The sequence below is a fragment of the Glycomyces sp. NPDC048151 genome (genome assembly GCF_043202775.1).
GTDB lineage: Bacteria > Actinomycetota > Actinomycetes > Mycobacteriales > Micromonosporaceae > Glycomyces.
This window is the reverse complement of sequence record NZ_JBIDBB010000004.1, coordinates 1-18170: the sequence shown is the minus strand read 5'-3', so window position 1 is coordinate 18170 and position 18170 is coordinate 1. Positions and strand designations below refer to the sequence as shown.

The 18170-nt window shown below is 69.5% G+C and carries 20 protein-coding genes; 8 read left to right on the top strand and 12 right to left on the bottom strand.

Annotated features, from left to right (window positions below):
* Window positions 1-2: 2 nt before the first annotated feature.
* The 6 genes from ftsW to ACGGCP_RS09815 all read right to left on the bottom strand — a co-directional run bounded on the left by ftsW (window position 3) and on the right by ACGGCP_RS09815 (window position 7380).
* Window positions 3-1301: a putative lipid II flippase FtsW gene (gene ftsW / locus ACGGCP_RS09840; RefSeq protein ID WP_392963659.1), complete on the bottom strand. Its 1299-nt coding sequence runs from the start codon at window positions 1299-1301 to the stop codon at window positions 3-5.
* On the bottom strand, window positions 1298-2719 hold the full coding sequence (gene murD / locus ACGGCP_RS09835; protein WP_392963656.1) for a UDP-N-acetylmuramoyl-L-alanine--D-glutamate ligase: 1422 nt from the start codon (window positions 2717-2719) through the stop codon (window positions 1298-1300). Before murD ends, ftsW begins: the two co-directional genes overlap by 4 nt.
* 3 nt (window positions 2720-2722) lie before the next feature.
* Complete coding sequence (gene mraY, locus ACGGCP_RS09830; protein WP_392963653.1) at window positions 2723-3853, bottom strand: phospho-N-acetylmuramoyl-pentapeptide-transferase; 1131 nt, start codon at window positions 3851-3853, stop codon at window positions 2723-2725.
* 5 nt (window positions 3854-3858) lie between these two features.
* Window positions 3859-5247, bottom strand: coding sequence for a UDP-N-acetylmuramoyl-tripeptide--D-alanyl-D-alanine ligase (murF, locus tag ACGGCP_RS09825; RefSeq protein WP_392963650.1), 1389 nt, complete (start codon window positions 5245-5247; stop codon window positions 3859-3861).
* A 52-nt stretch (window positions 5248-5299) separates the two neighbouring features.
* Complete coding sequence (locus ACGGCP_RS09820) at window positions 5300-6796, bottom strand: UDP-N-acetylmuramoyl-L-alanyl-D-glutamate--2,6-diaminopimelate ligase (protein WP_392963647.1); 1497 nt, start codon at window positions 6794-6796, stop codon at window positions 5300-5302.
* A 65-nt stretch (window positions 6797-6861) separates the two neighbouring features.
* Window positions 6862-7380: a MarR family winged helix-turn-helix transcriptional regulator gene (locus ACGGCP_RS09815; protein ID WP_392963645.1), complete on the bottom strand. Its 519-nt coding sequence runs from the start codon at window positions 7378-7380 to the stop codon at window positions 6862-6864.
* Between the two features lie 250 nt (window positions 7381-7630).
* Here ACGGCP_RS09815 and ACGGCP_RS09810 point away from each other — a divergent pair, with 250 nt between their 5' ends.
* Together ACGGCP_RS09810 and ACGGCP_RS09805 are read left to right on the top strand one after the other, a co-directional pair.
* The gene (locus ACGGCP_RS09810; protein ID WP_392963642.1) at window positions 7631-8659 is read left to right on the top strand and encodes a hypothetical protein; all 1029 of its coding nucleotides are present in this window, start codon (window positions 7631-7633) and stop codon (window positions 8657-8659) included.
* Between the two features lie 99 nt (window positions 8660-8758).
* Window positions 8759-9976: an Ig-like domain-containing protein gene (locus tag ACGGCP_RS09805; RefSeq protein ID WP_392963639.1), complete on the top strand. Its 1218-nt coding sequence runs from the start codon at window positions 8759-8761 to the stop codon at window positions 9974-9976.
* A gap of 51 nt (window positions 9977-10027) precedes the next feature.
* On the opposite strand, the gene ACGGCP_RS09800 is transcribed toward ACGGCP_RS09805, so the two are convergent.
* The 3 genes from ACGGCP_RS09800 to ACGGCP_RS09790 all read right to left on the bottom strand — a co-directional run bounded on the left by ACGGCP_RS09800 (window position 10028) and on the right by ACGGCP_RS09790 (window position 12032).
* Window positions 10028-10372 (bottom strand): DUF3817 domain-containing protein, encoded by a 345-nt coding sequence (locus ACGGCP_RS09800; protein ID WP_392963636.1) that lies wholly within the window; start codon window positions 10370-10372, stop codon window positions 10028-10030.
* Window positions 10369-10728, bottom strand: coding sequence for a hypothetical protein (locus ACGGCP_RS09795; RefSeq protein ID WP_392963633.1), 360 nt, complete (start codon window positions 10726-10728; stop codon window positions 10369-10371). Before ACGGCP_RS09795 ends, ACGGCP_RS09800 begins: the two co-directional genes overlap by 4 nt.
* A 101-nt stretch (window positions 10729-10829) precedes the next feature.
* Complete coding sequence (locus ACGGCP_RS09790) at window positions 10830-12032, bottom strand: RNA-guided endonuclease InsQ/TnpB family protein (RefSeq protein WP_392965045.1); 1203 nt, start codon at window positions 12030-12032, stop codon at window positions 10830-10832.
* A gap of 105 nt (window positions 12033-12137) precedes the next feature.
* Between ACGGCP_RS09790 and ACGGCP_RS09785 the strand changes: the two genes are divergently transcribed.
* A complete protein-coding gene (locus ACGGCP_RS09785) occupies window positions 12138-13046 on the top strand; it encodes an acyltransferase domain-containing protein (RefSeq protein ID WP_392963631.1) in 909 nt (302 codons plus the stop codon).
* 48 nt (window positions 13047-13094) lie between these two features.
* Here ACGGCP_RS09785 and ACGGCP_RS09780 read toward each other — a convergent pair whose 3' ends face one another.
* The gene (locus ACGGCP_RS09780) at window positions 13095-13580 is read right to left on the bottom strand and encodes a cupin domain-containing protein (RefSeq protein ID WP_392963628.1); all 486 of its coding nucleotides are present in this window, start codon (window positions 13578-13580) and stop codon (window positions 13095-13097) included.
* Between the two features lie 132 nt (window positions 13581-13712).
* Between ACGGCP_RS09780 and ACGGCP_RS09775 the strand changes: the two genes are divergently transcribed.
* The 5 genes from ACGGCP_RS09775 to ACGGCP_RS09755 all read left to right on the top strand — a co-directional run bounded on the left by ACGGCP_RS09775 (window position 13713) and on the right by ACGGCP_RS09755 (window position 17001).
* Window positions 13713-14201 (top strand): RrF2 family transcriptional regulator, encoded by a 489-nt coding sequence (locus tag ACGGCP_RS09775; RefSeq protein WP_392963625.1) that lies wholly within the window; start codon window positions 13713-13715, stop codon window positions 14199-14201.
* A gap of 9 nt (window positions 14202-14210) precedes the next feature.
* Complete coding sequence (locus tag ACGGCP_RS09770) at window positions 14211-15104, top strand: TIGR01777 family oxidoreductase (protein WP_392963622.1); 894 nt, start codon at window positions 14211-14213, stop codon at window positions 15102-15104.
* A gap of 170 nt (window positions 15105-15274) precedes the next feature.
* The gene (locus ACGGCP_RS09765; RefSeq protein ID WP_392963619.1) at window positions 15275-15820 is read left to right on the top strand and encodes a hypothetical protein; all 546 of its coding nucleotides are present in this window, start codon (window positions 15275-15277) and stop codon (window positions 15818-15820) included.
* The gene (locus ACGGCP_RS09760; RefSeq protein ID WP_392963616.1) at window positions 15810-16382 is read left to right on the top strand and encodes a hypothetical protein; all 573 of its coding nucleotides are present in this window, start codon (window positions 15810-15812) and stop codon (window positions 16380-16382) included. The genes ACGGCP_RS09765 and ACGGCP_RS09760 overlap by 11 nt, the downstream gene beginning before the upstream one ends.
* A gap of 31 nt (window positions 16383-16413) precedes the next feature.
* Window positions 16414-17001, top strand: a complete 588-nt coding sequence (locus tag ACGGCP_RS09755; protein WP_392963614.1) for a hypothetical protein — start codon at window positions 16414-16416, stop codon at window positions 16999-17001.
* Here the strand turns inward: ACGGCP_RS09755 and ACGGCP_RS09750 are convergent.
* Both ACGGCP_RS09750 and ACGGCP_RS09745 read right to left on the bottom strand, forming a co-directional pair.
* Entirely contained in the window at window positions 16949-17980 is a 1032-nt protein-coding gene (locus ACGGCP_RS09750; RefSeq protein WP_392963611.1) for an LLM class flavin-dependent oxidoreductase, read from the bottom strand. The two genes, ACGGCP_RS09755 and ACGGCP_RS09750, sit on opposite strands and share 53 nt — an antisense overlap.
* Window positions 17981-18002: 22 nt before the next feature.
* On the bottom strand, window positions 18003-18170 hold a 168-nt coding region (locus tag ACGGCP_RS09745; RefSeq protein ID WP_392965043.1), incomplete at its 5' end, for a 3-deoxy-7-phosphoheptulonate synthase.

Genomic DNA, 18170 nt, shown 5'->3' with positions numbered 1-18170 from the left:
CGTCATGTCTTTCTGGTCGTAGTTTTCTTCTTCTTGGTGGGCTCGGGGTCGGACTCCGAGCGGGGTGCGGGCGGCAGGGGGGCCCACAGCAAGCGTACGAGACGCGAGGGGTTGCGGGCCCGCAGCGCCGTGGCGGCGTCGGGTTCGGCACGTGCGAACCCGGCGAGCATCCCGACCGCCGCGAGGATCACGACCAGGGCCGTGCCGCCGTCGGAGATGAACGGCAGCGGCACCCCGGTCATGGGGATGAGGCCGAGGACGCCGCCGATGTTGATGAAGGCCTGGCCCGCGATCCAGATCGTGACACCCGCGGCGACGAGCGCCCGGAACGGGTCGTCCGAGCGGCGCGCGATCCGGAAGCCCGTGTAGACGAGCACGGCGAACAGCGCGAGGATCACCAGGCAGCCGATGACGCCCAGCTCCTCCGCGATGAGCGCGAAGATGAAGTCGTTGTGGCCGTTGGGGAGCCAGTCCCACTTCTGGCGGCTCTCGCCGAGGCCGACGCCGAACCAGCCGCCGTCCGCGATCGCGTAGTAGCCCTGGATGGCCTGGTAGCCCCAGGTGTCGGCGAAGTCCTCGGGCCGCGAGAACGAGATGATGCGCTGCATCCGGTAGCCCTCGAACGCGATGAGGACGGCCGAGCCGAGCAGGCCGATCGCGACGAGCACGCCGAGGATGCGCAGCGGCACGCCCGAAGCCCACAAGAGGCCCAGGAACATCGCCAGGATGATGAGCATCGTGCCGAGGTCGGCGTAGCCGATGATGATGAGCAGGAGCCCCGCGATCGGGAACATCGGGATCGCCAGCTCGCGCCACGACGCGATGCGCGGGCCGAGCCGCACCAGCGAGTCCGCGGCCCACAGCAGCAGCGCGAACTTGGCGATCTCTGCGGGCTGGAACTGGAAGGGCCCCAGGTCGATCCACAGCTGGTCGGTGGCGAGGCCGCCGGTGGACTCGCCGCCCGCGGCCTCCTGCTGCTTCTGGCGGATCGACATGACGACCAGGACGAGGCCGAGCAGGATCGCCACGACCAGGAGCGGCCGGGAGACCGCGCGGTAGGTGCGCGAGGGGAGGCGCTGGGCGACCCAGAAGCAGACGAGGCCGACGACGGCCCACACGACCTGCTGGAGGATCACGGCGAACGCGTTCCCCGTGGCCTCGTAGGACTCGACCATGGTGGCCGAGAAGACCATCACGAGCCCGATGGTGAGCAGCAGCGCTGAAGAGGAGAGCAGCAGGTAGTACGAGGCGAGCGGCCGGTCGAGCAGGCCGCGCAGCAACTCGGTGAACCCGCTCCTCACCCGGCCTCACCCTCGATCAGGGCCCGGGCGGCCGCGGCGAACGCGTCGCCGCGGTGCGCGTAGGAGGTGAACATGTCGTACGAGGCCCCGGCCGGGGACAGGAGCACCGTGTCCCCCGGCTCGGCCATCGCGGCGGCGTGCGAGGCGACTTCGGTCATCACCGCATCGTCCCGGCCGTCGAGCACGACCACGGGGAGGCCCGGGGCGTGTCGCGCCAGCGCTTCGGCGATGAGCGCGCGGTCCTGTCCGATGAGGACGGCCCCGCGCATCTTGGGGGCGTACTGGGCGACGAGGCCGTCGACGTCGACGCCTTTGAGCTGGCCGCCCGCGACCCACACGATGGAGTCGTAGGAGGCGAGCGCGGCGGCGGCGGCGTGCGGGTTGGTGGCCTTGGAGTCGTCGACCCAGGTGACGCCGCCGTGCTCGACGAGGGTGACGTTGCGGTGCGGCTCGGGCGTGTACTTGCGCAGGGCGTCGCCGATGTCGGCGTGGGTGACGCCGACCTGGCGGGCGAGCGCGGCGGCCGCGAGGGCGTTGGCGACGTTGTGCCACCCGGCCGGGTGCACGTCGTCGACCGAGCAGATCTGGACCGGCTCGGGGCCGGTGTAGTCGACGAGGAAGCCCAGGGCCACGCCGAACTGGCCGCGTTCGGGGTGGTTGAGGGTGAACCCGGTGACCTCGGCATCGGTGTGCTTGGCGAGGGCGACCACGGACGGGTCGTCGAGGTTGACGACCGCTTGGCCGCCGCGCCAGACGGCGGACTTCGCCTCGGCGTAGGCGTCGAAGCTGCCGTGCCAGTCGAGGTGGTCGGGGGCGAGGTTGAGGACGGCCCCGGCGGTCGGCGCGAGCTCGGCGGACCAGTGGAGCTGGTAGCTGGAGAGCTCGACGGCGATGACGTCGAAGGGGCCGTTGGCGGCGTGCACGAGCGGGACGCCGATGTTGCCGAGCGCGGCGGTGCGCAGGCCTGCGGTCTCGAGCATCGCGGCGAGCATGGTCGTCGTGGTGGTCTTGCCGTTGGTGCCGGTGACGGCGAGCCAGCGGGCGGCCCCGGGTTCCCTGAGCCGCCAGGCGAGTTCGGGTTCGGAGAAGGTCTCGATGCCGCGTGCGGCGGCGGCCTCGGCGATCGGGTGGTGGGGCGGGAAGCCCGGCGAGAGCACCACCTGGTCGACGCCTTCGAGGAGCGCGGGGTCGAACGTGTCGGCGACGACGCAGCGCGCGCCGCGGGCGGCGAGCGCCCGCATCCGCTCGGAGTCGCTGCGGTCGTAGACGACGACGTTCGCGCCCCGGTCGAGGAGGACGTCGGCGCAGGCGGCCCCGGCGACTCGGGCCCCGGCGACGAGCACGTTCGCACCGATCCGCGCCGGCACGGGTTCGGAGCGGTGCGCGCTGTCGGTCTGCGGCGGTTCGGGATCGGACATGCGCTACCCCGCGATCCGCAGGAAGTCGGCGAAGAAGAAGCCGAGGGCGATGGCGACGCCGATGCCCGCGATGATCCAGAACCGGACGACGATGGTCACTTCGGACCATCCGGCGAGCTCGAAGTGGTGCTGGATCGGCGACATGCGGAACACTCTTCGGCCGGTGAGCTTGAAGCTGGTCACCTGGATCATGACGCTGGCGGTGGTGATGACGAACAGGGCGCCGATGATCGGCAGGAGCAGGATCGTCTTGGAGGCGAAGGCGAGTCCGGCGATGAGCGCGCCGAGGCTGAGCGAGCCGGAGTCGCCCATGAAGATCTGCGCGGGCGAGGTGTTCCACCACAGGAAGCCGAACATCGCGCCGGCGCCGGCCCCGGCGATGAGGGCGATCTCGAGGGGGTCGCGCACGTCGTAGCAGAGGTTGTCGGCGGGCTGGGCGCCGCCGCACCAGTGCCGGTACTGCCAGAAGCCGATGATCATGAAGGCGAGGAAGGCCATCATGGACGCGCCGGTGGCGAGGCCGTCGAGGCCGTCGGTGAGGTTGACGCCGTTGGCGGTGGCGTTGACCAGGAGGACGATCACGACGACCATCCCGATCTTGGTCACGTTGAGGAAGTCGACGTCCTTGCCGGTGAAGGAGATGAAGGGGGTGGCGACGGTCTCGGAGATGTCCCGGGAGTCGATCGAGCCGGTGTAGTAGACGGCCATGAAGCCGAAGACGATGGCGGCGATGGTGAGGCCGAAGACCTTGGCGCGGCCGGAGATGCCGCCGGAGTGCTTGCGGCGGATCTTGAGCCAGTCGTCGATGAAGCCGACGAAGCCGCACGCCACGAAGAGTCCGATGAGGACGATGCCGGTGGCGGTGAAACCGGTGGGGCGGTTGAAGGTGACGCCGTCGACGGACTCGGGCAGGGCCATGAGGACGAGGTGGCCGGAGACGTAGGCGAGGACGGTGGTGAGGATGAAGACGACGCCGCCCATGGTGGGGGTGCCGGCCTTGGCGAGGTGGGTCTGGGGGCCGTCGGTGCGGATGGGCTGTCCGGCCTTGAGGCGGCGGAAGAGCTTCGCCGCGAGCGGTGTCAGCGCCATGGTGAGCGCGAACGCCACGAACGCGGCGACGATTACGGCTCTCACTGGTTCTAGTCCTCCTTGGCGCGCAGGTGGTCGGCGACGTCCCAGGTCCGGTATCGGGAGCCTTTCACCAGGACGGCGTCGCCGGGGCGCAGCCGGCTGCGCAGCAGCGCGATGGCTGCGGCTTGATCGGGTACGTGGGTGGCGGTGACGCCTTCGGCACCGTCCACGATGGGTTCCGTGCCGTCGCCCACGGCGATGACCTCGTCGAGGCCGGCTTCGCGGGCCTGCTCGCCGAGACGGCGGTGGCAGTCCTCGCTCTGCTCTTCGAGGTCGGCCATGAGTCCGAGGACCGCGATGCGGCGGCCCTCGGTGGGGAGCTGCCCGAGGGCGCGGACGGCCGCGCCCATCGAGGCCGGGTTGGCGTTGTACGAGTCGTCGATGACGGTGGTGCCGTCGGGTCGGGTGAAGACGTCCATGCGGCGCTCGGAGAGGCGACCGGCGCGGGACAGGCCCTCGGCGATCTTCTCGGTGGTCTGGCCGAGCCTCCAGAGGACCCCGGCGGCCGCGAGCGCGTTGTAGACGTGGTGGTCGCCCCACAGTTCGAGTTCGACGCGGGCGCGTCCGGCGGGGGTGACCAGTGTGAAGGCGTGGCGGCCGTCGCGCGGGTCGATGTCGGCGGCGGTGACGTCGGCGTCCGCGTCGTCGATGCCGAAGTACCGCACGTCGACGCTGTCGAGCCCGTTCGACATCGCCTTGACCCGGGGGTCGTCGGCGTTGAGGACGACGTGCCCGGTGTCCGCGCGGTCGCGGTAGTGGTCGTCGAGGAAGTGCGGCAGTTCGCTCTTGGCCTTGGCGGTGGTCTCGATCGAGCCGAAGCCGTCGAGGTGGGAGATGCCGACGTTGAGGACGACGCCGATCCGGGGCGGGGCGATCTCGCACAGCTGGGTGATGTGCCCGAGGCCGCGCGCGGCCAGTTCGAGGACCAGGTACTCGGTCTCGGGGCGGACGCGGCAGACCGTGTACGGGTGGCCCAGTTCGTTGTTGAAGTTGCCTTCGGTGGCGACCGTGGGGCCGAGGTCGGCGCAGAGCTGGCCGATGATGTCCTTTGTGGAGGTCTTGCCGTTGGAGCCGGTGACGCCGATGACCGTCGCGTTCGACTCCGCCGCGATGTGCCTGGCGAGCTTGGTGAGCGCGCCGACGGCGTCGTCCACGTAGATCGCGGGCGAGTCGATCGGGCGGGTGGCGATGGTCGCGACCGCGCCCTGCCCGTGGGCCTTGGCCGCGAAGTCGTGGCCGTCGACCTTGTCGCCGGGGATCGCCAGGAACAGTCCGCCGGGCCCGGCCTTGCGGGAGTCGAACTCGACGCCTCCGGTGACGACCGCTTCAGGGTCGGCCGTCTCGCTGAGCTTGCCGTCCGTGACGGCGGCGACCTGGGCCAGGCTCATGGGGATCACGCGGCGGTCTCCTCCTGTTGTGAGTGCGTTCGCTTTACGGGACTATCACGCTTCAACGCGGTGCGACGGTTTCACCGTTGGCCGCATCGCGTAGCGCGTTCGCCAGGAGTACCCGGTCGTCGCTCTCGACGAATCCCGTCGCGGTCTCGGTGGCGGTCTCGTGGCCCTTGCCGAGGAGGGCGATGGTGTCGCCGGGCGCGGCCAGTGCGGCGGCCTCCCGGACTGCGGTGTCCCGACCGGGGATGTTACGGCAGGGCACGCCCTGAACGGCGGCCGCCACCTCGTCGCGGATGCGCGCGGGGTCCTCGGTGCGGGGGTTGTCGTCGGTGACGACGACCAGGTCGGCGGCGCGCGCGGCGGCCGCGCCCATGAGGGGGCGCTTGGAGCGGTCGCGGTCGCCTCCGGCGCCGAGGATCGCGATGACCCTGCCGGGGGTGGAGTCGCGGAGCGCCTCGAGGACGGCGGTGATTGCCTCGGGCTTGTGGGCGTAGTCGACGACGCCGCGCACCGGGTTGTCGCCGGAGACGAGCTCCATGCGGCCGGGCACGCCGGTGCAGGAGGCGACGCCCGCGAGGGCGGTCGGGGTGTCGACGCCCGCCGCTTCGAGGAGGGCCACCGCGAGCGCGGCGTTGGCGACGTTGTGGCGGCCGGGCATGTTGACCAGGCCTTCACCGGCCCCGCTCGGGGTCTTGAGGTGGAAGGACTGCGTGAAGCCGTCGGTGGCGATGTCGGAGGCGACGTAGTCGGCGCCCGAATCGGTCAGCGAGAACTGGAGGGTGCCCCGCTCGGTGAGGGTCGCGACGCGCTTGTCGTCGGCGTTGAGGATCGCCACCTGCGCGCGGCCGTCGAAGAGGCGGGCCTTCGCCTCGAAGTAGTCGTCGAGGTCGGAGTGGAAGTCGAGGTGGTCGGTGCCGAACATGGTGAACCCGGCGGCGCGGAAGCGGCAGCCTTCGACGCGGCCGAGGACGAGCGCGTGGCTGGAGACCTCCATGACCACGTCGGTGACGCCCTTCTCGAGGGCGACGGCGAGGAGCGCCTGCAGTTCGGGGGCCTCGGGGGTGGTGCGGGCGGACTCGATGCGCTCGCCCGCGATGCGTGTCTCGACCGTGCCGATGATGCCCGTGGTGCGCCCGGCGTGCGCGAGCCCGGCCTCCACTAGATAAGCAGTGGAGGTCTTGCCGTTGGTGCCGGTGATGCCCAGGAGGTTCAGGCGCTCGGAGGGGCGGCCCCAGACGCGGGCGGCGACCTCGCCGGTGAGCGTGCGCGGGTCCTCGGCGACGAGGACGGGCAGCAGGCCGCCGACCAGGGAGGCGCCGTGTTCGTCGGTGAGGACGGCCACCGCGCCGCGCTCGGCGGCCTGGGCGCAGAACTCCGCGCCGTGGCGGTTGGCGCCGGGCAGGGCCGCGAAGAGGTCGCCGGGCTCGACGGCGTCGGCGGCGAGGCTCACCCCGGTGACGGCGAAGCCGAGTCCCGCGGCGGCGGGGAGGAGGTCGGACAGGCCGTCGAGGCGGTAGGGGACGGTCGTCTCAGGACGCGGAAAGCTCGGCACGGCCTGACCCTACACCGGTACGCACCGTCTGCGAGCCTTACACCGGCGGGGCGCACCGAAAGCGGTTACGCGGGGTCGGGGGCCCGGTGGTCGGGGTGGCCGATCGGGTTGCGGTCGTGCTCGTCGAGGTTGTCGGACCAGGTGCCGAGGAGCTTGTCGAGCTCGGCGGCCTGGTCGCAGTTGAGGGTGTCGAGGAAGAGCTCGCGGACCAGCGAGAGGATGCACGGCGCGGCGCCCTCCAGGCGCTCGACGCCCGCGTCGGTGAGCTTGACCCAGACGCCGCGGTTGTCGCGGTCGCACTTGTGGCGGTCGACCAGGCCCATCTCGGAGAGCTTGTTGACCTGGTAGGTGACCGCGCTCTTGGCGGTGACGATGCGTTCGGCGAGGTCGCTCATGCGCATGGCGCGCTCGTCGCTGTCGGCCAGGCGCACCAGGATCTCGTACTGGGTGTGCGTGATGTCGTGCTGCTCCTGGAGCCGCCGGTCGATGTGGTGCTCGAGGCGGTGCGTGACGTGGAGGAAGCGGGTCCACACCGCGTTCACGTCGGGGGCGAGCCAGCGGCTCTCGAAGTCTCCCGCGCCCATGTCGGGCCCTCCTTCCTCGGTCTCAACACCGGCCCGGACGGCTGGTTCAGATTTGAACAATCCTAGCAGGAGGAACGCCTGCGAACGGCCCGCGAGTTAGCCACGCCATAGCCCGCCGCGAAGCCCGTAGCGCCTCGGCTACCAGCGGTCATCCGGAATGACCCGATGCGCCCGAGGAATCCTCCCGTTCTAGGCTGTACGCCGACCATCCCGTCCACTCGGCTCCGAGCAACCGAAGGACCCTCACGCCTTGAACGCCGGTACTTCCTCCCCCGCGCGCGTGCGCGGCCCGCGACCGCTCCTCAGCGGCGCCAAGCGCGTCCTCTCCCTCCCCATCGTGGTGCTCGCAGGCGTGGTGTTCCTGGTCGCGCCCGCCTCGCAGTCCTCCGCGCAGGAGGAGGAGGGGAACGTCTCAGACACGCTCAGCGAGGCCATCACGGCCTACCTCGAAGCGCAGGACGAACTCGACTCGCTCCAGCAGCAGCAGGCCGACCTCGAGCAGGAGCTCGAAGACTCCGAAGCCGAGTCCATCGCGCTCCGGGCCGAGCTCGACGAGTACGCGTTCGTCGCGTCGACGACCTCGGACTTCCAGTCCACGGCCGCGCTCCTGTCCTCGGGCGACCCGCAGGCCGCCATCGCCGCCATGGAGCAGCTCCAGTTCCTGGGCGAGTCGCGCGCCGACCGGTTCAACGAGCTCGTCGCCCGGCTCCAGGAGATCGAGGCGACCCGCCAGACCCTCGCCGACAACATCGAGGAGCAGGAGAACACCACCGAGGAGATGGAGGCCGCCCGCGACGAGGCCGCCCGCGAGCTCGCGGCCTCCGGAGGCGACGACGCGGTCGGACCCTCAGCGTCGGACGCGCCCGCCGCCGAGCCCTTCGAAGGCGACAGCTACGGCTGCTCGGAGGACGACCCGACCACCGGGGGCTGCCTCAGCCCCCGCACCCTCCACGCCCTGGAACAGGCGCAGATCGTCGGGTTCACCCGGTATGTGAAGTGCTTCCGCGAGTCGTCCTTCGGCGAGCACGGCCTGGGCCGGGCCTGCGACTTCGCGGCCCAGCCCGACGGCTTCGGCGGCGACGCCGGGGGCGACGACTACGACTACGGCCAGAACCTCGCGGCCTGGTTCGTGGAGAACGCCGACGCGCTCGGCGTGCAGTACGTCATCTGGTACCGCCAGATCTGGCTGCCGGGCACGGGCTGGAAGTCCTACTCCGGCGCCGGCGGCGAGCCGAACTCCGACCACACGAACCACGTGCATCTGAGCATCCGGTCCTGAGCATCCGCCGATTCCGGTTTCGGTTGCCTTGACCTGTGGCCGAAAAGGTCACAAGTGCGAAGTAGACGACGTGTCGACGTGCCTGTGTAACGTGGTTCCATGAGCTTCGGACCGTCCTCCCTCTCCCGCCGCGGCGCCCTCGCCGCGGGAGGCCTCGCCGTGGTGGGCATCGCCGCCGCGGCCTGCACGAAGGAATCGGGCACCATCGGCGAAGACGGGGGCGGCGACGACGCGACCTCCGAAGCGCCGCAGAGTGCCGCAAAGGTGCAGATCACGCCCGCCGACGGCGACACCGCCGCGACCGCCGCCACCGAGATCTCCTGGACCGTCGAGTCCGGCGAGTTCAAGGAGTTCAAGCTCACTGACGCCGCGGGCGCCGAGGTCGAGGGCGCGATGCACCCCGACGGGACCACCTGGGTCCCCGCCAGCCCGCTCTCCTGGGAGACCGCCTACACCGCCACGGTCACCGCCGACGACGCGGCGGGCCTCACCGCCACCGCGACCTCGACGTTCACCACGATCGCGTCCCCGGGGAACCGGATCGGCATCGAGAACTACCTGCCCGGCGAGGGCTCCACGGTCGGCATGGGCGCGATCCTCGCGTTCCGCTTCAACGGCCACGAGGTCCCCGAGGACCTGCGGGCCTCGGTCGAGCGGCGCCTCTTCGTCACCTCCGAGCCGGCGCAGGAGGGCTCCTGGTACTGGATCACCCCGCGGGCCCTGGAGTACCGGCCGAAGGAGTACTGGCAGCCGAACACCACCGTCTCCGTGCGACTGGGCATCGGCGGCCTCGACATCGGCGACGGCGCCTACGGCGAGTTCGACGCCGAGACCAGCTTCAACATCGACTCGGAGTCCCGCTACCTCGAAGCGGACGACAACACGAAGCAGATGAAGGCCTACCGCGACGGGTCGGTCGTGCAGACCATTCCGATCTCCCTGGGCGCCAGGGAGATCGACGGCAACGACGCCCGTTCGTTCTCCGGCACCATGATCATCATGAGCCGCGAGGAGGAGTCGACGTTCGTCTCCGACCTGTACGACTACGAGACCGACGTCAAGTGGGCGATGCGACTGACCTTCTCGGGCCAGTTCATCCACGGCGCGCCCTGGGCCGCCGACCGGCTCGGCGTCTCCAACGGCTCCCACGGCTGCCTCAACGTCTCCAACGAGATGGGCGAGTGGATCTACAACTTCGTGCGCTGGGGCGACCCGGTGATCGTTCGCAACACAGGCAAGGACGTGCCCCAGGGCGACGGCTTCACCACCTGGAGCCTCGACTGGGAGACCGTCAAGGAAGGCTCGTACCTCTCCTAGGAGAGACGAAAGCCCGGCGAACCGAGTGTTCGCCGGGCTTTTCTCGTCTGATCAGACGGTCTCTTCGGTGCGGACCTTCGGGTCGGCGGCCTGCGGGTGCTCGGCGAGGATCTTGCGGTGCGCCCAGCGCTCCACGAAGAACGACGCGACCGGGACGGTGCCGCCGAGCATGAGGCCCACGGTCTGCGGCCAGAACCGCCAGCCCGCCTGCTGGGCGAGGTGGAAGGCGAGGACCAGGTAGACCATGTAGCACAGGCCGTGGATCGGGCTGATGACCGAGACCATCGTGTCGTTGCCGCCGAAGTACTTGAGCGGCATCGCGACGAACATGAGCAGGATCAGGAACGTGCCGACGATCCAGGCGACGATCCGGAAGCGTTTCAGAGCGGCGTTCATGCGTGGCTCCCCTGTACATCGGTTGCAGACTGTCGGGCCTTGAGGCCGAGCTCATGGTCATCGCGGCGAGCCGCGATGATCCCCGGCTCGAACGGCGAGGTCATGGGCGGCGGCTCGGGCTTGCCCCGGCGCGGCTCCTCGGGGCGGTCCTTGCGCAGTTCCAGGCGCATCTGCCGGATCCAGAGGGCGACGGTGAAGAGCGCGAACAGCGGCCACTCGAAGGCGTAACCCCAGCTGATGGCGTTGCCGCCCTGGGCGCGGGAGAGCTGCCACCATCCGAGCAGCCCGAAGGCGACCGTCAACACCACTGCGAAGAAGTGGAGGACGATCCAGGGAGGCGTCAGCAACCGTCGCACGGAACCCAGACTAGGGTGACCGACCCGATGTTGCCGCCGGGGGGCCGGGCGTGGTGACATAGGCCGTTGACTTCCCTCCCTCCCCGAAGGGAGGGAGTTCCCTAGGCTCGCGCCCGGGGTGGTTCCTGTTTCATCGCCGATCGCGGAAGGGAGAACCCTTGCCGTCTGACATCAGCTCCACAGGCCTCGCCGGAATCTCTCCCGGCTGCGACTCGACCAGCCGCAAGAATGTTCTTGGCCGCGTTAACATCCCGGTCGTGCCGGGTGCGGCAGCTCGGACATCGCCATGTCCGGGTGGACAAGTCGAGCCAGTCGAGCAGGTGCCCGCATTGCGAGCAGGTCTTCGAGGACGGGTACCACCGGTCGATCACGGCGAGAGTGCGTCCTGCGCGCTCGGCTTTGTACTCGAGCATCCGCCGGAACTCGCCCCAAGCAACGTCGCTGATCGCTTTCGAAAGGCTTCGGTTCTTCACCAGGTGCTCGATCGCGAGGTCTTCGACGACGACCAGGTCGTTTTCGCGGATGATCCGAGTGGTGGTCTTGTGAAGGAAGTCGGCACGGGCGTTGCGGATCTTCCGATGAGCCCTGGCTACTTTGACCTTCGCCTTTCGTCGGTTTGCCGAGCCCTTCTGGCAGCGGGCCATGCGCCGCTGATAGCGGGCAAGATTGCGAGCCTTCCGCTCAAGGTGACGAGGGTTGGGTATGCGCAGACCGTCGGAAGTGACGGCGAAATCCTTGATGCCAAGGTCGATGCCAATCTCGTCACCGGTGATCGGCTCAGCGTCGGGCTCTTCGATGTCGACGGCGAAGGTCACATACCAACGACCGTCCGGCTCACGGGAGACGACCACCATCGTCGGGTTGAGCGACGCGAGGTCAACGTCGTCAAAAGACCACACCAGCACCATCGGCGCAACTGTCTTAGCCAAGTGCAGCTCACCGTTGTTCATGCGAAACGCAGAGCGTGTGAAGTGCGCATTCTGGCGGGCAGACCGGCTCTTGAAGCGCGGGTACTTGGCACGCCCCGCGAAGAAGTTCTGGAAGGCGGCGTGCTGGTGCCGGAGGGTCTGCTGAAGCGGAACCGAAGAGACTTCGTTCAGGAAAGCCAGGTCCTCGGTCTTCTTCCAATCAGTCAGCTGCGCGTCGGTCTCACGGTAGGTGGTTCGCTTGCCGTCAGCGTGCCAGACGCGGTGCCGTTCTCCCAGGGTCTTGTTCCAGACCAGGCGCACGCACCCGAACGTGCGGGCCAGCAAGGCCTGCTGCTCGGAGTTGGGATAGGCCCGACACCTGTACGCCGTCCTCATCTCGACGATCTTACAGGACATCCCCATTTGTGTAAGCAGCTGCTCTCTGGTACAACTCGGATTCCTCCACGGCTTGAGGGCCGGAACTATTCTTCGGGAGATTCGATGACTCAGGACCTGCCGCAGCCCGGCGCCGTGAAGGCGTACCCCGAACCCGACGCCGCCGACGTCCGCGAACTCCTCCTCGACTGGTGCGGCGCCGAGACCGAGGACGCCGACGAGGCCGCGAAGGCCCTCGGCGCGCTCGACCCCGACGCGCGCGTGGCCGCCGACCGGCTCTACCAGTCGATCGCCGCCGACATGGGCGGGCGCAAATGGCTGACCTGGCCCAAACCGCCGGAGGCGCACCCGCTGCTGGGCCTGTACCCGCTGCTCGCGGCCGTCCCCGACATGCTCGCGTTCCACCGCGAGCGCGGCATCGACGAGGAGCTCTCGCGCAAGGTCCTCGCCGACATCGGCGAGAAGCTCCGCTTCAACCGCCGCATCTACGGGCGCGCGGGCCTCGATGCGGCCTACTGGTTCACCGGCCACGTGCGCGGCGCGCTGTATCAGCTCGGGCGGCTCCAGTTCTGCATCGAGGGGCCCGACCCGAAACCGTTCGTGGGCATGCACATCCGCGGCGAGGGCGGGCCGCTCACGCTCGACGCGGTGCGCGACTCGGTCGAATGGGCCCTCGAGTACTTCCCGGCGGTGTTCCCCGACCGGTACGACGGCCCGGAGGACATGGAGTTCATGTGCGAGTCGTGGCTGCTCGACCCGCAGCTGCGCGACTGGCTGCCGGAGCGGTCGAACATCCCCGGCTTCGGCGCGCTGTTCGACCTGCAGGGCCCGGGCGACCCGGCGGGCAACCGCTCCGACCTGTGGCGCTTCGTGTTCGGGCGCCCCGAGGCCACCCCGGTCGAGGAGCTGCCGCAGGACAACACGCTGCAGCGCTCGGTCATGGCGGGCATCCGGGCGGACGTGCCCTGGCGCAACCGCTTCGGCCGCCTGAACCTCGGCAGGCTGGGGCTCTAGACCGCAGACGCCAACGGCCGCAACCACTTCAGGTTGCGGCCGTTCGCGCTATGCGCGGGCCCGCTGCCAGGCCTCGCTCGCCACGTAGTGGTTGTCGTACTGCTCCCCCGAGGCCGGGATCTCCTTCGGGTCCGCTTCCCCCAGGTTGACGCGCTCGAGCAGGCGGTAGTAGTCGAAGCGGTCGGCGGCGGGGGTGAAGACGGCGAGCACGTCGGCGTCGTGCCCGGCGACCGCGCCGAAGGCGTGCGGCAGGCCCGGCGGGATGGTCACGAAGTCGCCCGCGTCCAGGACGATGACCTCGTCGCCGGTGAGGACCTGCAGCTTCCCGGAGATGACGAACAGCGATTCGCTGGTGCCGGTGTGGAAGTGCGAGGGCGCGCCGTCGCCGCCGTCGGGGAAGGTCGAGCGGTGGACCGAGAGCGCCCCGCCGGTCTGCGAGGAGTCGGCGAGCAGGGTCATGACGGACTGCTGGGCGTGGGCGAGCCGCTCTGCAGTGGCGGCGCGGGCGACGACGGGTGCGGGGACGGTGCTCATGGGATCTCCTCCGGTAGGCGTTCCGGCCCTCGCCGGAACTCATATCTAGATATTACATGTCTAGATAAAGATCCGCAACCGGGACACAGGCATTGACGCCCTCGTTAAATCAGGACAGCTAAGATCGAGGTTATGAAGATCAGCGAAGGCGTCGAATGGGCCGCGCACTGCTGCCTCCTCCTGGACTGGATGGGCGAGGACGGGCCCGTCTCCACCGCCCGGCTCGCCGCCGGGTACGGCCTGCCGCCCGCCTACCTCAACAAGCAGCTGCAGCCGCTCGTCAAGGCCGGCATCCTCACGTCCTCCGCAGGCAAGAAGGGCGGCTTCCGCCTTGCCAAGGGGCTCAAGGACATCACCCTCATGGACGTCCTGTCCGCCATCGAAGGACCCGCCGAGGCGTTCCAGTGCGCCGAGATCCGCCAGCAGGGCGTCTGGGGCGACGAGCCCGCCTCGGTGTTCCGCGCGCCGTGCGCGATCGACACCGCCATGCGCGGCGCCGAACTCGAATGGCGGCGGGCCCTCGCCGCCCAGTCTCTCGCGGCGATCCAGCAGAACGCCGAACTCAAGGCCCCGAACCTCCGTACCCAGGTTCAAGACTGGTACCGAGAGCCGAGGCCATAGGCTGTCGGTATGCGGATCGTCATCGCCGGGTCGAGCGGCTATCTCGGCAAGCCCCTGATGCAGGCCCTCGAAAGCGTCGGCGAGGGGCACGACCTCGTCCGGCTCGTGCGCCACCGCCCCGACGAGGAGAACGAGATCCTCTGGGACCCCTACAAAGGCCCCCTCGACCCGCAGATCCTCGACGGCGTCGACGCGGTCGTGAACCTCTGCGGCGTGAACGTCGGCGGCCAGCGCTGGAACGCCGCCTACAAGAAGCGCATCGAGACGAGCCGCGTCATCCCCACCAAGGTGCTCGCCGAAGCCGTTGCGGCGGCCGAGGTCCCGGTCATGGTCAACGCCTCGGCCGCCGGCTGGTACGGCGACCGCGCCGACGTCGAGGTGGACGAGTCGACCCCGGCAGCTGCGGACTTCCTCGGACGGCTCTCCCTGAAGTGGGAGTCGGCGACCGCCCCGGCCGAGGAAGCGGGCGCACGGGTGGTCCGGCTGCGGACGGGCCATGTGCTCGGCCCCGACAGCGTCTTGCTGGACAGGTTCGTCCCGGTCTGGAGGTGCTTCCTGGGCGGCCGTTTCGGCAGCGGACGCCAGTACCTGCCCTGGATCTCGTTGCGCGACTGGGTGAACGCCGCCGTCACCGCGATTGAGGACGACTCGATGCGCGGCCCCGTGAACATGGTCGGCCCGACCCCGGCCACGAACCGCGAGTTCACCAAGGCGCTGGGGGCCGTCGTCCACCGCCCGACCCCGTGGATCATCCCGGGCTGGGCGGTCAAGCTCGTCGCGGGAGAGGCCGCCACCGAAATCCTCCGGGGCGCCAGGATCAAACCGGGAGCCCTGCAAGCCCACGGCTTCCAGTACCAGGACGAGACGGTCTTCGAAGCCCTCCACTACGCTCTCAACGACTGACCCCCGCACCGACACAACGGCCCCGCGCATGCGCGGGGCCGTTCTTGCTTGCCCGCAAGGAGGTGGACGCAGCTCACAGACCTAAACTCTTCCCACTCAGGACCGACACGAGTTAAATTGAACATGTTCAACCTTGAACACGTTCAATTAAATCCCGCGAACGGACCCCCATGGACCCCAAGCCCCCTGCCCCGGACCCCGAACCTCAACCGCCGACGGACGCGCCCGCTGCCGAAATGCCGATCCTGGTTCGGCCTGTGCCCACTCCCAGCTGGCCGAAGGTCATTGCCCGCGTAAGGGTTCTCACCGGTTGGCAGGTCGCGCTGGTGATGCTCGGCGGGAACTGCTCGTTCGGGGTTCCGCTTGCCGCAGCGATCTCGGGGATTGCCATGCTATTCGGTTGGGACGATGTCGCCGAGTACGGGGCTCCGCTGGCCTGGGCCGTCGGTTTCGCTGCGATCTTCACCCACGCCTACTTCACCACCCGCTGGGCCGGCCGGGCGGACCGCCGGGCGCGGATCACGGTCGTCATCGCCATGGTCGTGCTGGCCACCTTCACTGCCATTACGGTCGTCTTCGTCGCCTTGATATGGCCGGCTCTTATCTGGGTCGTCCTCCTCACCGCCGCACCGTCGCTCATCATCCAGACGGTCGTTCCGCGGTGCGCCTTCGGCCCGGAAGGCCGCCGCTGGTTCGGTGAGCGCGATGAGCAGTGAAGAAGCCCGCGCCGTGAATGCCAACCGTTTGGGACAACGGGCCACGACCGATCCCGGCCCGAAACCGAGAGCTGTCGCTGTCGCCCAGGTCGGCATTTGGCTGCAGCCCTTCACGTTCGTCTGCTGCGGTTTCGCGCCTGCGCTGCTCACGATCCCCACCTTCGGGTTCTATACGTTCTGGGCCATCGCCGTCCTGCTCCCCGAAGCCCTACACCTGGTCCTCGTTTGGCTCGTGTTCGTTCCGTCGCTCGCCTACGTGATTCTCTTCAATGTTTGGATCACCCGCCGCATCGAGGAACGACGGCGATGGGCCGCCACCACCGCGACCGTCTTGTCGGCCAGCGCCGCGCTTTGGGCGACCGGCTTCTGCGTGTATCTCGCGGCGATCGAGGGCTTTGATCTCCTCTGGACCGCCTACACCTTCGGCACCGCCATACCGTGCCTCGCGGCGCAGGCGATGACCGTCATCGGCTTGCAGACCCCGGCGGCGAGGCGGTGGCGCGGAGGCGTCGGCCACGACAGCGACGGCTCGACGGTCAGGGCGGTGGCCTCCCAGCCATAAACTTGGGGGCCGCCCACCCGGAGGATCGCCCATGTACACGCCGCCCGCCACTCCGCCCGCTAATCCCCTGCCTCCCGAGCTCTTGCGCAGCAAGCCGGGCACGGTGACCACCGCGCAGGTGATGTTGTGGCTGCAGTTCTCATTCCTGATCTGCTGCGGTGCGGGTGGCGGGCTGACCGCGTTGTTCTGGTCGGAGGCGGTGAACTTCAGCGATTTCGAGTTCGAAGAAGACCTCTCGCAGGGCTTCGAGGACCTGGCGCTGGTGGTCACGCTCGTCATCGCCGCGACCATCGCACTGGTGATCCTGTTCGGGATCCTCGCCGTGAAGATCGGCGCGGGGCGGCGGTGGGCGCAGGTGACGACGATCGTGGTCATGCTCCTGGCGTTCGTGTCCGGCTTCATCGGGATCTACACGGGCTTCGAGGCGAGCAGTCAGGCGGGCGCGCCCGCGGACGGGACGCGGTTGATCTGGACACTGCTCAGTCTGGCGCTGCCGCTCGTGACACTGATCTGCCTGTTCACCGGTTCGGCGAACCAGTGGTTCCGGCAGAAGGGCCGCGACCCGCTCAAGGGGCTGCCGCCGCAGAGCCCTCCGGCAGGGCAGTACCGGCCTTACTGAAGGCCGCGCCAAGGGCGGCGATGTTGTCGCCCACGGCCTCGGGGTCGCCGATGCCTTCGACCATGAGGAGCTGACGGCGCACGCCCGTGGCCTCCGCAGAGGCGGCGAGGCGTTCGGCGACGTGGTCGGCGGGGCCGACGGCGTGGCGTTCGATCATCCAGTCGACGTAGGCGGCGTGGTCGCGTGCGCCGCGGCCGGGTTTGAGGCTGACGTACTGGCCGACGCCGCGGGTGAGCAGCTCGGTCAGGGAGGCCCGCAGCCGGTCGACCGTCGCGTGGTCGTCGGCGACCTGCGCGAGGTGCGTTGAGACGTGTTCGGCCGCTTCAGGATCGAACCCTGCGGTCTCGGCCTCCTGCCGCCAGGCGGCGAGGAGCGCGACGTGGTCTTCGTCGGGGGCGTGCATGCCGAGCAGGAGGGGCAGGCCGAGGCGTCCGGCGAGGCGGGCGGTGCCTTCGCCGGTGGCGGCGACCCATACGGGCCGTCCGGCGCCCGGGGGCATGACGCGTACGGGCAGGACGTCGAAGAACTCGCCGGTGTGGGCGACTTCGGCGTCGCCGGAAAGCCAGCGCGTCAGGAGCGTCAAGCTCTCGTCGAAGCCGCGTTCGTAACGGTCGAGGCCGGAGCCGAACACATCGAGGTCGATCCAGGGGCCGCCGCGGCCGACGCCGAGGCGGAAGCGGCCGGGGGCCAGCGCCTCCAAGGTCGCGGCCTCCTCCCCCAGCGCCACTGGGTGGCGGTTGGAGAGGACGGCGACGGCGGTGCCGATCTGGATCCGCTCGGTGGCGGCGAGGAGGTGGGCGGCCATGAGGGTCGCGGAGGGGCTGGCGCCGTATTCGATGAAGTGGTGCTCGGCGGTCCAGACGCCGTCGAGGCCGGAGGTTTCGGCTTGCCGCGCATAGGAGACGACTCGGCGGAGTGCCGCCGCCGGCGCGATGCCGGGGAACACTCCGCCGAGGAGGAAGAGATCGTGTGCGCTCATGCGCTCACTCTATGGCGTTTTCTTAGTGGCGCAACATCTCCGCGACGAGGAAGGCGAGTTCGAGCGACTGCTGCGTGTTGAGGCGCGGGTCGCACGCGGTCTCGTAGCGGTCGGAGAGCTGGTCGTCGCGGATCTCCTGGGCGCCGCCGACGCATTCGGTGACGTCCTCGCCGGTGAGCTCGATGTGGAT

Excerpts from the sequence above, each read along its gene's own strand:
- ACGGCP_RS09805 (WP_392963639.1), top strand. The coding sequence starts at position 8,759 with ATGAGCTTCGGACCGTCCTCCCTCTCCCGCCGCGGCGCCCTCGCCGCG.
- murD (WP_392963656.1), bottom strand. The coding sequence starts at position 2,719 with ATGTCCGATCCCGAACCGCCGCAGACCGACAGCGCGCACCGCTCCGAA.
- ACGGCP_RS09780 (WP_392963628.1), bottom strand. The coding sequence starts at position 13,580 with ATGAGCACCGTCCCCGCACCCGTCGTCGCCCGCGCCGCCACTGCAGAG.
- ACGGCP_RS09775 (WP_392963625.1), top strand. The coding sequence starts at position 13,713 with ATGAAGATCAGCGAAGGCGTCGAATGGGCCGCGCACTGCTGCCTCCTC.
- ACGGCP_RS09815 (WP_392963645.1), bottom strand. The coding sequence starts at position 7,380 with ATGGGCGCGGGAGACTTCGAGAGCCGCTGGCTCGCCCCCGACGTGAAC.
- ACGGCP_RS09750 (WP_392963611.1), bottom strand. The coding sequence starts at position 17,980 with ATGAGCGCACACGATCTCTTCCTCCTCGGCGGAGTGTTCCCCGGCATC.
- ACGGCP_RS09755 (WP_392963614.1), top strand. The coding sequence starts at position 16,414 with ATGTACACGCCGCCCGCCACTCCGCCCGCTAATCCCCTGCCTCCCGAG.
- ACGGCP_RS09770 (WP_392963622.1), top strand. The coding sequence starts at position 14,211 with ATGCGGATCGTCATCGCCGGGTCGAGCGGCTATCTCGGCAAGCCCCTG.
- ACGGCP_RS09790 (WP_392965045.1), bottom strand. The coding sequence starts at position 12,032 with ATGAGGACGGCGTACAGGTGTCGGGCCTATCCCAACTCCGAGCAGCAG.
- ACGGCP_RS09785 (WP_392963631.1), top strand. The coding sequence starts at position 12,138 with ATGACTCAGGACCTGCCGCAGCCCGGCGCCGTGAAGGCGTACCCCGAA.
- ACGGCP_RS09760 (WP_392963616.1), top strand. The coding sequence starts at position 15,810 with ATGAGCAGTGAAGAAGCCCGCGCCGTGAATGCCAACCGTTTGGGACAA.
- ACGGCP_RS09765 (WP_392963619.1), top strand. The coding sequence starts at position 15,275 with ATGGACCCCAAGCCCCCTGCCCCGGACCCCGAACCTCAACCGCCGACG.
- ACGGCP_RS09800 (WP_392963636.1), bottom strand. The coding sequence starts at position 10,372 with ATGAACGCCGCTCTGAAACGCTTCCGGATCGTCGCCTGGATCGTCGGC.